At 40.2% G+C, this 14,899-nt stretch carries 20 protein-coding genes; 15 read left to right on the top strand and 5 right to left on the bottom strand.

From position 1 onward, the window contains the following. Window positions 1-382: 382 nt before the first annotated feature. From IT233_12730 to IT233_12720, 3 genes are read left to right on the top strand one after another with little or no spacing between them, the layout of a single operon-like run. Window positions 383-1,327 carry a hypothetical protein gene (locus IT233_12730; GenBank protein ID MCC7303497.1) on the top strand — a complete coding sequence of 315 codons (945 nt, stop codon included), beginning with the start codon at window positions 383-385 and terminating at the stop codon, window positions 1,325-1,327. A 51-nt stretch (window positions 1,328-1,378) separates the two neighbouring features. Beyond that, entirely contained in the window at window positions 1,379-3,184 is a 1,806-nt protein-coding gene (locus IT233_12725; GenBank protein MCC7303496.1) for a hypothetical protein, read from the top strand. Between the two features lie 46 nt (window positions 3,185-3,230). After that, window positions 3,231-3,620, top strand: a complete 390-nt coding sequence (locus tag IT233_12720; GenBank protein MCC7303495.1) for a hypothetical protein — start codon at window positions 3,231-3,233, stop codon at window positions 3,618-3,620. 32 nt (window positions 3,621-3,652) lie between these two features. Here the strand turns inward: IT233_12720 and IT233_12715 are convergent, their stop codons facing one another. After that, on the bottom strand, window positions 3,653-4,525 hold the full coding sequence (locus tag IT233_12715; protein MCC7303494.1) for a Dam family site-specific DNA-(adenine-N6)-methyltransferase: 873 nt from the start codon (window positions 4,523-4,525) through the stop codon (window positions 3,653-3,655). A gap of 85 nt (window positions 4,526-4,610) precedes the next feature. Here IT233_12715 and IT233_12710 point away from each other — a divergent pair, with 85 nt between their 5' ends. After that, the gene (locus IT233_12710) at window positions 4,611-4,862 is read left to right on the top strand and encodes a helix-turn-helix transcriptional regulator (protein MCC7303493.1); all 252 of its coding nucleotides are present in this window, start codon (window positions 4,611-4,613) and stop codon (window positions 4,860-4,862) included. 256 nt (window positions 4,863-5,118) lie between these two features. Beyond that, the gene (locus IT233_12705; GenBank protein MCC7303492.1) at window positions 5,119-5,694 is read left to right on the top strand and encodes a hypothetical protein; all 576 of its coding nucleotides are present in this window, start codon (window positions 5,119-5,121) and stop codon (window positions 5,692-5,694) included. Window positions 5,695-5,699: 5 nt separating this feature from the next. On the opposite strand, the gene IT233_12700 is transcribed toward IT233_12705, so the two are convergent. From IT233_12700 to IT233_12690, 3 genes are all read right to left on the bottom strand, one after another. Beyond that, window positions 5,700-6,443: a hypothetical protein gene (locus IT233_12700; GenBank protein MCC7303491.1), complete on the bottom strand. Its 744-nt coding sequence runs from the start codon at window positions 6,441-6,443 to the stop codon at window positions 5,700-5,702. Window positions 6,444-6,595: 152 nt separating this feature from the next. Then, window positions 6,596-7,381 carry a hypothetical protein gene (locus tag IT233_12695; GenBank protein ID MCC7303490.1) on the bottom strand — a complete coding sequence of 262 codons (786 nt, stop codon included), beginning with the start codon at window positions 7,379-7,381 and terminating at the stop codon, window positions 6,596-6,598. A gap of 430 nt (window positions 7,382-7,811) precedes the next feature. Next, the gene (locus tag IT233_12690; GenBank protein MCC7303489.1) at window positions 7,812-8,783 is read right to left on the bottom strand and encodes a nucleotidyltransferase; all 972 of its coding nucleotides are present in this window, start codon (window positions 8,781-8,783) and stop codon (window positions 7,812-7,814) included. A 152-nt stretch (window positions 8,784-8,935) separates the two neighbouring features. Here IT233_12690 and IT233_12685 point away from each other — a divergent pair, with 152 nt between their 5' ends. After that, window positions 8,936-9,736, top strand: a complete 801-nt coding sequence (locus IT233_12685; protein MCC7303488.1) for a hypothetical protein — start codon at window positions 8,936-8,938, stop codon at window positions 9,734-9,736. A gap of 11 nt (window positions 9,737-9,747) precedes the next feature. On the opposite strand, the gene IT233_12680 is transcribed toward IT233_12685, so the two are convergent. Continuing rightward, on the bottom strand, window positions 9,748-9,927 hold the full coding sequence (locus IT233_12680; GenBank protein ID MCC7303487.1) for a hypothetical protein: 180 nt from the start codon (window positions 9,925-9,927) through the stop codon (window positions 9,748-9,750). 285 nt (window positions 9,928-10,212) lie between these two features. Here IT233_12680 and IT233_12675 point away from each other — a divergent pair, with 285 nt between their 5' ends. The 9 genes from IT233_12675 to IT233_12635 all read left to right on the top strand — a co-directional run bounded on the left by IT233_12675 (window position 10,213) and on the right by IT233_12635 (window position 14,898). Further along, complete coding sequence (locus IT233_12675) at window positions 10,213-11,259, top strand: ImmA/IrrE family metallo-endopeptidase (protein ID MCC7303486.1); 1,047 nt, start codon at window positions 10,213-10,215, stop codon at window positions 11,257-11,259. Between the two features lie 10 nt (window positions 11,260-11,269). Then, window positions 11,270-11,482, top strand: a complete 213-nt coding sequence (locus IT233_12670) for a hypothetical protein (GenBank protein MCC7303485.1) — start codon at window positions 11,270-11,272, stop codon at window positions 11,480-11,482. A 56-nt stretch (window positions 11,483-11,538) separates the two neighbouring features. Further along, window positions 11,539-11,784 (top strand): hypothetical protein, encoded by a 246-nt coding sequence (locus tag IT233_12665; GenBank protein MCC7303484.1) that lies wholly within the window; start codon window positions 11,539-11,541, stop codon window positions 11,782-11,784. Window positions 11,785-11,793: 9 nt separating this feature from the next. Continuing rightward, window positions 11,794-12,288 carry a hypothetical protein gene (locus IT233_12660; GenBank protein ID MCC7303483.1) on the top strand — a complete coding sequence of 165 codons (495 nt, stop codon included), beginning with the start codon at window positions 11,794-11,796 and terminating at the stop codon, window positions 12,286-12,288. A 62-nt stretch (window positions 12,289-12,350) separates the two neighbouring features. Next, window positions 12,351-13,304: an ATP-binding protein gene (locus IT233_12655; protein MCC7303482.1), complete on the top strand. Its 954-nt coding sequence runs from the start codon at window positions 12,351-12,353 to the stop codon at window positions 13,302-13,304. 137 nt (window positions 13,305-13,441) lie between these two features. Next, the gene (locus IT233_12650) at window positions 13,442-13,852 is read left to right on the top strand and encodes a hypothetical protein (protein MCC7303481.1); all 411 of its coding nucleotides are present in this window, start codon (window positions 13,442-13,444) and stop codon (window positions 13,850-13,852) included. 26 nt (window positions 13,853-13,878) lie between these two features. Then, a complete protein-coding gene (locus IT233_12645; GenBank protein ID MCC7303480.1) occupies window positions 13,879-14,100 on the top strand; it encodes a hypothetical protein in 222 nt (73 codons plus the stop codon). A gap of 130 nt (window positions 14,101-14,230) precedes the next feature. Further along, window positions 14,231-14,419: a hypothetical protein gene (locus IT233_12640; protein ID MCC7303479.1), complete on the top strand. Its 189-nt coding sequence runs from the start codon at window positions 14,231-14,233 to the stop codon at window positions 14,417-14,419. Next, window positions 14,416-14,898 carry a hypothetical protein gene (locus IT233_12635; protein MCC7303478.1) on the top strand — a complete coding sequence of 161 codons (483 nt, stop codon included), beginning with the start codon at window positions 14,416-14,418 and terminating at the stop codon, window positions 14,896-14,898. Before IT233_12640 ends, IT233_12635 begins: the two co-directional genes overlap by 4 nt. Window position 14,899 lies beyond the last annotated feature (1 nt).

Here is a 14,899-nt window from a genome sequence, read left to right as displayed (position 1 = left end):
TTCGCCCCCCGAATTAGGATTATTCAAATACAAGTCGCATGTGCCTGGCAATTTCCTCCTGAACGAGGCATTTACCACAACTGCGTTTTGCATTCATAATCATCACGGCAAATATTTGTACTTATAAATAATATGGGAGGTGCGTTTCAGATCAAAACGCGGCTCTTGAAGAAAACAAAGAAGAAATCGGCTGAATAAAAATATTTCGCGGTAGAAAAGCGAAATTCTCACCTCGGAAATTTCATGGAGGATTCATGGAAGCTTTATGCGGAAAAAGAGGGGTTCATGGGGGAATCATGGAGGGGGAATGGGGGAATGATACAGGAAGTGGGCACGTTGCATGCGATAAGTTCAATGTTTCATATCTTTAATAAAACGAGCGATGAACCTTCCTGTCGAATATATTGATTCTAATGGTGTAACAAGTAACCTGAATTACACCATTAGCAGGATCGCATTTCTGAAACATCTGGGGTTTGCGGGCCAAGGAAGCGCACCACGGCTAAATAGATTCATTCGCACCTTGGGAATGTTCTTGACATACAGTCAGTACTTACAGAGGCAAACCTTTTACAATAATCACTTTTCTATACCCCCTCCAGCACTTTATGATCCAACCGAAAAGGGACAGTTTTCTACTGTTGCCGGAAGAGCCATTGCGGACTTTCTCTCGAAGCGAATAAACAATAGCCTTTTAACCGTTAATTATGAAGCTGCTATGCGAATTTTAAGGATGCCAATCAAAGGTAAGCGACCCGATCTGATTTCATTTAGTCCAAACTCAATTTTTGCTATTGAAGCAAAAGGATATAGTAGTAATTGGCATGGAGTAATGGCAGAGCATAAGGCCCAATCCAGATCTGGAAAGATTTCTGTTAATTTTTCAATGGCAAGTGTTACCTACAACATGTATGATAAAATAAAATGCAAATACCATGATCCGTACAATGATGGAGTTAGTTATAATGAGGAATTGCTTTCCTCATTGTCAAAGCAATATTACATGGGGCTTTATGAATTTGTAAATGAAAAATATTTTGAAATAGCTGACCTGACGATTGGCGTGGAGACGTTCTATGAGATAGGACTAACTTACAGAAAGCTAGAAAAGTATTTCCAAAGAGAATTACCTCGTCGCCCCTTTTGGATTTATGAAATGGTTGAGTTTTACAGACCAAGAATTCTTATTACGAATCGGATAAATGCCTTTCTGGAAGAGGGGCTTCCGAGGAGCATGGAAGTATTTATTGGCCTGAATAATTCTCAGGACGTGGCGGACAAGAGCTCTTACATAGATAATGATGGGATTGGGCTAACGATTGGGTGAAGCATAATGAAATCTGTCGACTACATTTAGTTCCAATATATTAATGAAAAGATGAGTGAGATTATTCAAATCCGATTAAAAAATCCGAACTCCTATCCTGAAAACTTTTCAAGTAGTGTTAAGAGTATTTATTTAGCCGTTATCGAAAGGGCAGGAACGCAGGATTTTTGGGACGATAGTATTAGGTCCATTATTGTAACTGACGATTTGCCTAGAGAGATCGATGTCCAAGCTCAGAAATGGAACATTGAGGCAATTGTCTCTCGAGAAAAAGAGTCCACCGTGGTCAGTAAAACCCTTTTTAATCACGATCTTAAAAATCCTGAGTATTGCATTTTTGTTCACAGTGGAATATTTTTCCTCGACTCTGCGGAGATACAGCGGCAGGTCTATTATCCACTCATCAATATTAGGGCAAAAAGGATTCTTCCGGAAAATCTCCGAAACTTTGAGTGGGATTATTCGCCCCGCTCCCTTAAAGAATATCTTGAGTATGTTTCTTCGGAATGGTGTACCGCCCTTTGGACCCGAATATATCTTAGTAAGCTAGTAACGGAAATATCCGCCCCAAGCCATCAAAAACCGTTCTTAGACGCGTTCAAAAGAAAACTCAAGAAACTTCTGTTTGAATATAACAGTGGTACAAACAAGGAAGAAGGGATAAGACGCTTTTGGCTACATTATATTGCAAGTATTAACACACTATTTCTAAGGATTGTCGAGTTTGATACAGATAAGGAGGAGTACTTCATTGATAAAAACGAGCCTTGCCGTGAATTGCTGTACAATGTGGTAAATGAAATTTCCAATTTGACAAAATCTTGTATTTCCAATGAAGAGTTTAATGTTAATAGTCTTAAAGAGGCGATTAAAAAGTTCTCGGCTCATTTTGATGTTCATTTGGAGAATGAACGGGAGCAAAGCTTTAAAATCAGGTTGACGCGTGACCCGAAGGACTATTTTGTAAAGGAAATTGTTGAGACCGAACCAAGGATTATTTGCTACATGGATATTCTTGGTTTTAGCGAACTAATTGATGAGTATGATAGCGACACTACTTCAACAATTCTCCAAGACATTCAGGAGTCCTTCGCCCTAGCCAAGGCAAGTTTATTTGAAAATACAAACGAGAAAAACAAGGAAGCAATTAAGCATCTCCAGTATAAAACATTTTCAGACAATATCTGCATCTCGATCCCCTTTTTTGATAATGAGCAGGACTTTCTTGCAAATTTCAATTTAATAACCATGTATGTCAGAAGCGTCCAATACGTTTTAATGACAAAGGGTTTTTTTACTAGGGGTGGTCTTTCAACCGGGTCCTATTACAGTGATGAGAATATTATTTTTTCTAAGGGGCTAGTGACCGCGTATTTATTAGAGAGTAAGAAAGCAATTTATCCAAGGGTTATTTTAGACAAGGAATTAATTGCCAAACTCATTAATTATAATAAGGAGCGGGTTAGGTATTTTGGCATTGATGAATCTATTATTTTCGATTGGGAGCACAACGCCTTTCTGAATCCGTTCGGAATTATGCAATCATCCATTCGGATGGCTAGATCAATGTTTGAGGAACTAAAACCTGAAGAAGCTGCTGATCCCTTAGAAAAGCAACTTTATTCACTTACGAAGAAGCTTGGTGAGATGTCAATTGATTTATTGAAAAGTGCGCATGAGGAAGAAAAGAAGTCAATTGTGGTTGTAAAGGAAAAGATTGCTCAAAACTTTCACAAGCATCGTGAAAACGAACACATTTATTCAAAATATTTGTGGCTGTGGGAATTTCTACTGTGGCTGGAAAATGATACCACAGGGCGGCTCAAGTTTTATACTCTTTCAGAAATGCTGCCCTAGAACAATTTGTGCTTATATTTATAATCCCATAATAAATCACTACTCAATGTCAAGTATTTTACCTCAGATTGATGTCCTAACTGAAGTTCCCGCACTTCATGAATTTTATGCGAAATCTCTCTTAAGAATCTTAACAGATAAACTCTTGAGCATGGATGAATTTGAAATCGGAATATTTACACAGGGAAAGAAAGCGTGGTCCGCGATCAGTTTTGACGGAGATGACTCTGAGGATGTTCAACTTGAGCTTAGGTATTCCGACCACAATTTCGTAATAGTCGTGAATGAAAATTCTGAAGAGAATTTCGCCAGTACGTTTACGTATAAGATTTTTGAAAACTCCCCACTTTATAATCAGATACCCGAAAAGCTGCAAGGAATGATGAGGGATGTGGCGTTTGAGGGTGAGCCTGCCATATTCCGTAACAACGGATGAAAACCAAGGCGATATATTCTTGGTATTAGCTGCTAGTATGTAAGTAACAGCCTGTCAGAAACAACCTCCTTTTCCAGCGTTTGTCCTTCCAATTGAAAGCGACGGAGCATGGAACGTCCGCAGTTCACAAAGATTTCATTCTCAAAAAGCCCAGAAGGGATAGGTAAATCGCAGATATAATTGCCGGATTTTTTATTTCCGTCAATACTTAGTGCTACCATCACTCCACGCGATTTGGCCTTTTTAATTTCCAGTAGTAAATCCTCAAGCCTGAAATCCTGTGCCCCGTACAAAATACTTTGGCTGTGGGAATATGGTGGATCACAATATATCAAATCTCCATCCTTGGCCAAAGCAAACGCATCTTTGAAATCGAGATGTTCAAATCGAACGGATTTCAATCGCTTTCCCCATTCCGCTACTCGTTTAACAAAACTTTCGACCGGAATTGGTATGTGAACCCCGCATGGAGTCGACATATAGCCGTCAGACTTCCTAAAACGGACAATTCCACCGTAGCAGGAGCGAGTTAAAAAGAGGAAATCCGCTCCGTTGGGATTCGAATTGTAGGATGCCTTTACATCTTCATACACCTTTTCTTTTGGCTCCTTAATTATTCGATTTCTCCTCTCGGCATACCATTTTACCAAACCTTCTGGGTCGTTAGAAAGCTTTTTCCAAATCTCTACAAGCGGCTTAAACGTATCGGAACCAACTCCCTTATGCGGCGCAACAGTAGCTAAAATAGCTCCGCTTCCCAAAAAAGGCTCAAAATACCTGTTATAGTCAGTTGGAAAGTAACTTGTGATTTCCGCTGCAAATTTTTGCTTGTTTCCAACCCATTTTAGAAGTTGATATTTTGGCGGATAGTAGGTTCTGTACTTCTGTTCAAGCGTGAGTTGCATAAGATCTATTTCGTACAAAGGTAATATTGATGTGTCTAAATCCTAATATGGGATATTCGATTTTAGGATATACTTTTGAACAATCGTGAAGAAAAGCCTGTTCAAAAAGGAGTACAAGGTTCTATTGGAGCAATTGTACAGGCTAAGAGTCAGTTCAAATATGCGCCAATCTGACCTTGCAAAGAAACTGAACTTACCTCAGTCATTTATCAGTAAAGTAGAAAGCGGTGAACGCCGCCTGGATTTGGTGGAACTCAGATTGATATGTAAAGTTTTGGGATCAAATTTGGAAGAATTCACCCGCGAATTTGAAAAGGCCTTGAATGAACGCAAATAAAACATACTTGGATCAACCGCTAGAGTTTTGGGCCAATATTAAATTGATCAGCCAGAGGGCGGGCTATACTGACCGGAAAACAAAGAGTATCAAGGTTCATACTCTAGAAGAAATCAAGCGTGTTTATTCAAGTAGTAATTTGGATTATAGCAAGGTGATAGATGAGAAGAATCAGTTTACAGAATATGGCAAATTAATTGTCGGCTATCTGCAACATAGGGCTGATGTTCTGAACACTAAGGTCCAACCTAATCTCATGAAAGTTGCGGAGGCGAGAAAGATTTTCGCTAAACTTAGAAAGGAATTGAAACCCAATTGTCCGTTGCCGAAAAATAAGCAAAAGGGAAAGAAAAGCGGCTACGCCTACCTCACGGGAATTGTCAATATGCTTATCGAAGCAAATTGCGGGGGAATAACATGTGACTATGATCCAATGCAACTAACAGCGATTACTCAAAATAAATTTCCTGTCCGTACTCTGTCTAGACGAGTTGACGGCGCATTCCCCAATGTGATCAATCCAATTGCCGTCTGGGAGATCAAGGAGTATTATTTCACAACAACATTCGGGAGCAGGGTTGCTGATGGCGTGTATGAAACGTTACTTGATGGACTTGAGCTTCGGGAAGTAAGAGAGAACGTAAATGTTGAAGTTGAACACTATCTGATCGTTGATGATTATTTCACATGGTGGACGCTAGGCCGTTCTTACTTATGCAGGATAATTGACATGCTACATATGGGAATTCTTACTGAGGCCCTGTTCGGGAAAGAGGTAGTGACGAGGCTTCCCGAAATTGTTGCGGGTTGGGTTAAGAAGCATGAAGTGTAGCTCATTCACTTTATATGTCCAATAAGATTCAAAAGCCCCAAAATCACTAGATAAATAGATTCCGCTTCGTGCCTTGTAAACTCCTTCTTCTGTCCAGAATGATGGGATTTTGAAGATATCGCAGAATTCGTTTTATTCAACTCATCAATCCAACTGAAGGTAGCTTTGTCAATCCCTTCAAGCCATTTAAAACTGGACTCTGAGGGCTTGCGTTCCTTTATTTTTTTCAAGTTGCGTGTTAATGCATCTAGCGTGTTTCTACAGTGAGCAACACACTTATTATAATCTGTTTGATTAAAATAATCTTCAGCCTTATTGAATTCGAAGATTATATCAGAGTATGCCTCTTTCAGTTGTTTGTGACCAAGGGGTATTTCAACCAGTCTGAAACTCTGGTGACCCAAATCGGGAAGAATTTTTTCAATCCAAATGGATCGCGGAATTGAAAACTGTAAATTACACGAATCTACTATCGATCCATCTCCTCCACGTATCATTCTCTGATCAGAGAAATGGAATTCCGTCATTAAGGAGGCTACTATTTGCAATTCAATATGAAATCTAATATCGCCTTTGCGATGCTTCTCAATTTTAGCAATAGCCCTATCATCCAGCAAAAATTTGAATAACTCTCCTCGTTCCCACTCCTCACGTTGTTGAATAAAATACCCAAATGGAACATGCCTCTCGGATAGCAATACATCTGGAGTCCCCAGTTTCAACTTTGCGTTTATTGAAGTAATATCCATGCATGTGCGTTTTAACGGAAGCCTGAAAACAAACGAGAGAGGGATATTCAGAAAAGACCTTAGGCCGTCATTGCTTGAGGTAATGTTGTTCGGTATTACACTCACGTCCTGACATTTTGAAAGAAAAGTAAAGGAGGCTGTATTCATTCGGGCTATATTTTATAATTCTGCTTTAAACCGTCCCATTTTTTTGAAAGAGTAGGGTTCAGTTTCGCAAAGGTATTGGAATTGAGAAGTATGCTTCCCCATGAATGTGTTGCTTCGTAGTTCAAAATATTTCGTACCATTTCTCCCTCCTTGCTGGATTTATCGGTCATATCTTTAAGATCATTGAACAGAGCCTTGAAATCAGAGTGGATATTTCCCATTCGGTTAGAAAACTGCTGGAGCCTGATGGCCTGCTGAACCAAGATTCCAGTGGCCGCAATTTGAAGGAGATTATTGACCAATTCCTTATTCCCTAGGCAAGCGGAAAAAATAAAAAGACCGCTTATGATGATCGCAACGATCCATTTAAACACTATCATTCTTCGGATAATTACGCTAGTGAAAAGAGAGTTTTCAAAAGAAAGTACGGCCAACTTGTAAATACCTTTGTTAATTCCACCCGGATTGAAATAGCCCGTTGATTTCTCACCGGAGAAATTAGTATCAAAGGCATGATCTACTAAATCGAGCCGTTTTTCCTTGCCAGAATTATAAAATTTGTCATTGATAAGTATTTCAAGTACTATGTAGCCTACAGCGAAAAATGAAGACGAAGCATTCGCCCAGTCGATAGCATCCCAGCCAGAAACGGATGGTCCCTCAGTTTTCTGTGTATTCAAGGCGATGGAGGTAATAGTAGCCGCTGTGGAAAGTAGTAACACAATAAACTGCCATCTCTCGATCAGTTTTGCAGTGTCGAAGGAATTCTGGTGGGGTACATTTCTGGTCATCTTCTCTTCTTATATCAAAGCATTTGTTTTTCTGAACTGCCAGTATGGTCCGCTTCCGGTCCAAGCCATACCTTTCTTTCCTTCCATACCTCGTAGAAATAAATCCAGCAAGTAGTCCAGGGAATAATGTAATTACTTATCGGCTTCGTGGCTACCCAGTTGAAGTTTTCCGGTTTGTAAAGACATAAACATCTCTGATCGTGGTAATAATGTTTCGGATTCTCAACCAAAATCGGGGATAATACCTTCACCTTTGGTTGATGGTTTCCCCTATATTCAACTTCTACGGTGTAAACCGGCATATATGTTTTTGGCTGAAGGGTTCCTGTAAAAACAAGATTTCCCTCCTTATTCCTTGCTACGGAAAAATGCGGGTACCGGAGCCTCATAGACTGAAGCTGTATCAATTCTGCTTTATGGTGGGCCTTTATCATTTTGATTCCCCGAAAAAGCCCTTGGAAGAAGGACTGGAATTCCCAACTGTGGTTGATAATGCTCCTGAGGCCGCAACTTTCAAGGTACCCTTAGCGAGATCTCTGCCGAATGCTTTCGCTTCTTCCAGATCAATAGTAGGGAATTCATCCTTGAAAATTGCTTTCCAGATAGCAATGGCCTCATCTTCTTTTTTCTCGTCATATAGCCTCTTAGCATCGTTCAACTTATCCTTGACCTTTTTGATCTTATTGATGGCGGCGGTGTAATCATCATTGGATTTGAACTTATTGGATTGTAAATGGAACTCTACGTTGTTAAACCAAAGACGAATCGATTCCTCATAGTTGGTGAAACTACTCACTTGAAAAATATTGATCGCTACTTCCTCAATATGGTAGGATGGGATCAACATACCCGCCTCCCGATTCCAGTATTTAACCGCTTTAATCGTCGGTTTAACTTTATAGTTCCTGATCTTGTGAATATCATCTAGATTCTTGGTCAATTGTTCAGGGTAAGAAAATATCCATGAGCTCAGATTGTGGTTTGGTATAAGATAACCGCCGCCTTGCTGTTCAAAGCTGGGCAGCACATCAAAGTCCTTATCGCTTAGTTCTATTGTAACACAGGGCCTATTCTGAGTCACCTTGCCTTTGTAGTCGTTAAGTCCATTGAGATAGTTTTTGATTTTGGTTAGGACACTTTGGGGACTTGGCAAGTTTCCATATTGATCCGCCCACTTATCTCTTTTCAGTACGGCAAAGAGATCGATATCTTTTAAGGGTCGGATAATCGTGTCCCTTTCATATGAACCGTTTGTAAATACCTCGCTTACGTGTAAATCGTTGTCTGGGTCTTTCATGCAGGCGGTGAGATTGCTCACTGATCCCTTAATATTTTCCTCCTGTCTGTCCGTTACTGTAATATTTTCAATGAGTCCGTCAATGCATTGTAGAAGTGTCGGCATTCGATATGTTTTGGTTTCGAGGTAAATACTCAATTACTACGCCACCCAACAAAACCTGCAATTATGTCATTTTCAGACTGTTTAAACTTAGCAATCTGACAGAAACCGAAGAGGGCTCGATATTTGCGATGGCAGGTCTTTAACATAAGAACATGAGAAACAAGACAATAGCTGCATACCTAAAAGAGTTAGCTGATAAAATTCGGTTAGCCCCTGAAGAACATGACAAAATTGAAACTTCTATAAAGGCTCTTAAGGATAAACTAATTCTTGCATTTTTTGATGATGGCCTTACGAAAGTTAAACGATTCGGTTCTTATGATCGGGAAACGCTTCTTACCAGAAAAGTGGATTCCGAATCAGATGTAGATCTCCTGATCACATTCGACGAGAGAAAATGGGAGCCGCAAACTTATCTGAGTAAGCTAAAAAAGTTCGCGGAAGATAATTATCCTCGCTCTGACAAATACCAAGATCACCCAACAATAGTCATTGAGTTGAATCATATTAAGTTTGAACTCACACCATGCGTTTACACGGCGGAAACCTCTTCTTATTATGAAAAGTACGCCATACCGAAAAGAACTGACGCCGGTATCGAATGGATAAAAACGGAGCCAGATGATCTAAAAAAGAGAATTGCAGAATTCACCAATACAAAAGGAATGCTTATTGATCTAATCCTAATCTTCAAATATTGGAACGTGATAAATGGTTCTGTTTACCAAACCTTGCCGGTTGAAAATTGGATGCTTAAGTGCTTTGATCAGGAGGAGGGGATTGAATACAATGTATTTCATGTCATCGATCGTTTGAATTATTCAAATTCTGACATACAAAACGAGCTGAATCGTAAGACAAAACAGATGGTAGAAAACATTGAACTGTTACTTGAAAAAGGTATGGATGATTACGCGCAAATGGAATTGAAGAAAATATTTCCGATGATATAAAGCGGCGCCGCTTAGTGGATCTTGTCGACAAACTTTATGATGCCATACCGACCAAATGGCTGATTATTGATCCATGCCATCGCCTGATCCTCCGTTTCAAATCCGTTGTGCAGAATGCGGACTGTCTGTTGTCCATTGTTCATCGGTGCTACGGATGCTTCAAGTTGTATTACTGCGTAAGAAGTTCTCATGTTATTTTTTTTGATTAATAATTTTAGTAAGCACACACTTCTGTGCTGTCGCGAAATTACGTCGTCAAGCACGATAATCTATGGACACTTTGACCCCCTTTGTGACCGTGATCTGAACTGATTCCAAGGTCATTTTGGATCGGCTAGTTTATTATTTCACAAACTGTAAAAATCATAATTAATTGATATACATATTAATATGAGATAGTAACAAACATTTGTGGAAATTAATTTGTCAAATAATAAAACATTTATACTTTTGGCGTGTGACCGAATAATGAACCGATGATAGCAACAGAAACAAAGATTAATACCGGAATGATCGTGCTGGCACGGGAGTCCAGGGGGCTATCACAGAAGGATCTGGCAGACCGGCTTGGCATCTCGCCGGGGAAACTCAGCAAGGCGGAATCCGGCGAACAGAATTTGAGTGAGGATCAGATCGTCCTGCTTGAACAAGTGCTTGCCTATCCGCGTGAATTCTTTTATCAGGATGCTGAAGCGTTCCTTTCTTCAAATCTCAGTTTTCGCAAAAGACATAAGGTTCCACAAAAAATGATCTTCCCCATCGAGGCACGGATCAATGTTTTCAGGCTTCAGGCAGAGTGGTTGTTTCGGCATACGGAAAAATCATCGCCCAAAATACCTGTGTTTGAGATCGCGGTATCCGGATCACCGGTTGAAGCCGCAAGAAAACTCCGAAAACAATGGAAGATTCATGCAGGAATGATTGAAAACATGTCAGAGGTGCTGGAGTCTCATGAGATTCCGGTTCTCAGTTTTGATTTTGGAACAGAACGCGTGGATAGTCGATTGGTACTGACAAAGGAGCAGCACCCTTTGATCTTTTTAAACAGTTCCATGTTGGGGGACAGGCAACGGTTCAGTCTAGCGATAGAACTTGGACATCTTGTAATGCATGCGCATACTAATCCCGCCTTCGACCGCAACACCGGGCATGAATCAAATTTGTTTGCCTCAGAGTTTTTGATGCCGGAGGATGATATCAGACCAGATTTCAAAAGGGATGTTACGGTGAACTCACTGGCAGAACTCAAGCGAAAGTGGAAGGTCTCCATGCATGCGCTCCTTTACCGTGCAGAAGATCTTGGATGTATCAGTAAAAATCAGAAGACCTACCTACTGACTCAGTTCAACCAATTACAGATCCGTCGTAGGGAACCAAGGGAGTTAGATGTTCCCGTGGAAAAATCGCGATTGATGCGCGATCTAATCACCTCTTACCGCAGAGCGCAGCGACTTACTATCAAAGAAATGGCGACTTCCCTGCATCTTACAGAAGAAGAATTCTTAAAAATTTATTCATTGTAAATTAATTACCATGTCAACAAAACAAAAAACCTTCTACGTGACTTCGTACATGAAGAAGCAACTAGTCGAAAAGCTCGACCTGTCCTCTCCGAAAGAATTTGATAAGATCGTCAACCCTCATAGGGAAAAACTAGGCCAGCGATTCGGCTACTATTATACCCCGAAGCAGGTGAGGATCATCTTCGACCTCGTTCAAAAACACAAACGCAAGAATCATTCCTGAAACCTACGCCCATTTATTTATGCTATTCGAAACAAGACACGCTAAAAACCATTTTTATGATCACAGAAGAAACAAAATTTACCCTCAAGCCTTACATGAAGAAGGAACTTGCAAAAATGTATAACATGAGCCCAAGGGCCTTCAACAGTTTCATTCGGGATTTTGAAGATGAAATTGGAAAGAAAAAAGGAAGGTATTATACGGTGAAGCAGGTCGAGAGATTGATAAAGTGTGTGGGTATGCCTAGGACAGTCAAAGTAGATAAGCGAAGCGAAGAAATTGAATTTTTAACCCTTAATTGATTTTACAGAATGAAGGAGTTTGTCGACAATTGGGGTATCCTAGTAGGCTTCATCGGTGGAACGCTTGGGATTATTAGCATCGTCCTGACAATAGTTTTTAATCTAGCTGATTATCGGAAAAATCATATCTCGGAGCCTAACAAAGTATTGTTTAATCACGAGTTTGGCAACCTGCCCTATGCGCTTTGCTTCAGAGATAATGACCCACGCTTGATTAATAATCACAACTACTTTAAAATTTGCCAACTCACACGTTCAGTAATTGCCGCACGAAATGATGGGATCAGATTTAAAGGGATTTGTCCTCGTGTGCGATTTTTCCTTTTATATCGAAGTGCAAACAACTTCAACAAAACTCAACAACAATTCGATCAATTTTTAGAATTGATAGAGGATGCTTATGATGATCGAGTTTTAACGGAGTACCAAAAGAGACAAAAAGAAATCCTTGCCCTTGAGAAGTGCTACAGGAACTTTTATATGGGAATATTTGGGCATTTATAACTCATTAGAGAATACAATGCATGAATTTGAAATCTTCATTAATAATTATGCCTAGAGCGTAGATGCTTACACTTTTTAACAAACAAGAAATCACAAGCAAAGACCTAGATAATCTTATCCGAGATAAGGTGGAGGAATCCTTGCATCTGGACTATAAGGCATCTGGGTCGTTGCAGAATACTGATGCGAAAAAGAAGGAAATTGCGAAAGATGTATCGGCCTTTGCAAACTCCGATGGGGGTATCATTATCTATGGCATTACAGAAGAAAATCACGTGCCAATTTCGTATTCATTTATTGATGGGCATCAAATAACCAAGGAATGGCTGGAAAATGTTATTCATTCCAATATTTCTAAACGAATAGAAAAGCTTTCCATTATTCCTATACGCTATGAAGGTGACATATCAAAGACCATTTACGTGATTAAAATCCCTTCAAATAGTTCGGCACCACATATGGCTAACGACAGCAGGTATTATCGACGTTATAATTTCCAGTCTGTTCCGCTTGAAGAGTACGAGGTGAGAAATTTATATTTCAAAAGAGAAAAGACAGTATTACAATTGGCAGACCCTGTCATTTCGATACAGGTAGGTTCCACCAGTGGAGGAAAAATCTCCGATTTAACTTTAAAAATGAATTTTCACATTGAAAACGTCGGCAATGCTATTGAAAATCAATACAAACTAGAAGTTGCTCTTCCTCGGCTAGTTTATATTTATGGGCGAACCGTTAATTATGATCCTCTCCGTGCTTCTTTCGTACGCGAAGAGAATGATTATTCCATTTTCTCCTTCCCCAACCCGAGCCCTCTTTTTCAAAATGACAAAGCGACAATTTGTATCGATAGTCTCCGAATTAAGTATAATTCATTTTCTTTTGCCCATGACGAACCCGTTAAACTGAAGCTCTATTATTCCGGTGGTATGGAAGAAAGAGAAGTTAGTCTTGCTGACCACATGACCTATCAAGGAAGGCCGATGCTTTTAAGCGATTTCTTTGATGCAAGATGATTCCTTTCTTTTAGCATCAGATACCGTCAAATGCTAGCCCTTACCACCCATAACCAACGCTTAACCCCACTTAACAACACTTATAGCACAACCATCTTTTCACCCTCCCCATCTTTGTCGTAAGAAAAAATACGACGATGAAAAAAGATGAAACAATTTTCAGAGTGCATCCCGAAGCGATAGCACTCTTGACAGAAGCCTCCTGGGAATTTACAAAAATGCAATTGTATGGAGGTCATGCTTTCAGCAAACACGAAATAGAACTTGCCAAACAGCATATTGCGCAGTACTATGAAGACATCCTGCCGGAATTATTCATGCGCTATGCAGGAAAATATTTCAGCTACTTCTGTGAACGTGTGCTGATGGCCAAGCGGTACGTGATGAGAGATTCTTCTCGTTACATCCCGAACCCTTCCCTGTGGTTCAATCCCGACAATGAAAAAGGATTTGTAGGAACCAGAAAATGGTTGGAGGAAAATCTCCGAAAGCAACAGTCCGAGACTTTAAAATTCTACTTCACAGGCGGACGGATGCAGGCTGCCTAGATAATCACCTTTAAATCCTATTTACAATGCAAAACGATTCCAACAAAGGGGTTGTAGTGAAACCCTACACCTTAAACGAACTGGCCGAACTCTATCAGATCAGTTGGCGCGTGTTCCGCTCATGGATCAAGCCTTTTCGCGATGAGATTGGTGAGATTAGAGGACGAGTACTTACGATCCCACAGGTAAAAACCATTTTTGAAAAACTGGACTATCCTCCATGTTTTCAACTGTTGGGCGATAAATAATCAATCGCTTTAATTAACGCGGGCGTTCTCTTTTTATTCAAAAACGATTTTGTTTTACGCGAACGACGCGATCCAACTCAAACCCTACCAAGCATATTAATCCAACACCGGATGTTTGTGCAATAATAAAATGGATACTCCAAAAACACATAGCGACTCAACAAGCGGAATGTTCCTTACAGGAATGATTCTTATGGCAAGTATGGATTTTTCAGGCTTGCTGGAATACGCTGTGAAAGCAGTGATCGGAGGAGTGATCTGGGTGGGCTTTAAACTGGGAGCGGATTTTTTAAGCTCCAAATGGAAGATCAAAAAATGAGCCTGATTAAGAAAATACTCGTCGGTACCGGTATCGCCGCCCTAGCAACAGGAGCAATCGCATATGCGAGAAGACTCGGTAGCACGGCAACTGAATTGGTGATCGTACCTAAAGCGATGATTCACAAGTTAAATCTGAATGGTGCACTTATTCGCGTGGATGTTAAAATAAAGAATCCCACACGCACGAAACTGAAAATGAAATTTCCCTTTGTGAAACTCATCTATAAAGAGAATGTAATAGGCTCCTCACAGGTCGTCCCCAAGGATATCCTCGTTCCGGGATTCGGAGAAGCGGTCATCGACAAGATCATGATCGACATACCACTCACAGGTATATTTTCCTTAGCGGGCGACCTTGTGAAAGCCTTACTCTCCGGTGAAGGAGTGAAAGCGAACGTGAGAACACTTACCACGATTGATCTGGGATGGAAGAAAGTCCCTTATGAGGACAACAAAGAAATCACTTTAAAAAAGTAAG

Source organism: Bacteroidia bacterium (assembly GCA_020852255.1).
Lineage (GTDB): Bacteria > Bacteroidota > Bacteroidia > JADZBD01 > JADZBD01 > JADZBD01.
The sequence above is the reverse complement of the archived record's forward strand: the minus strand, read 5'-3'. Positions and strand labels throughout refer to the sequence as shown.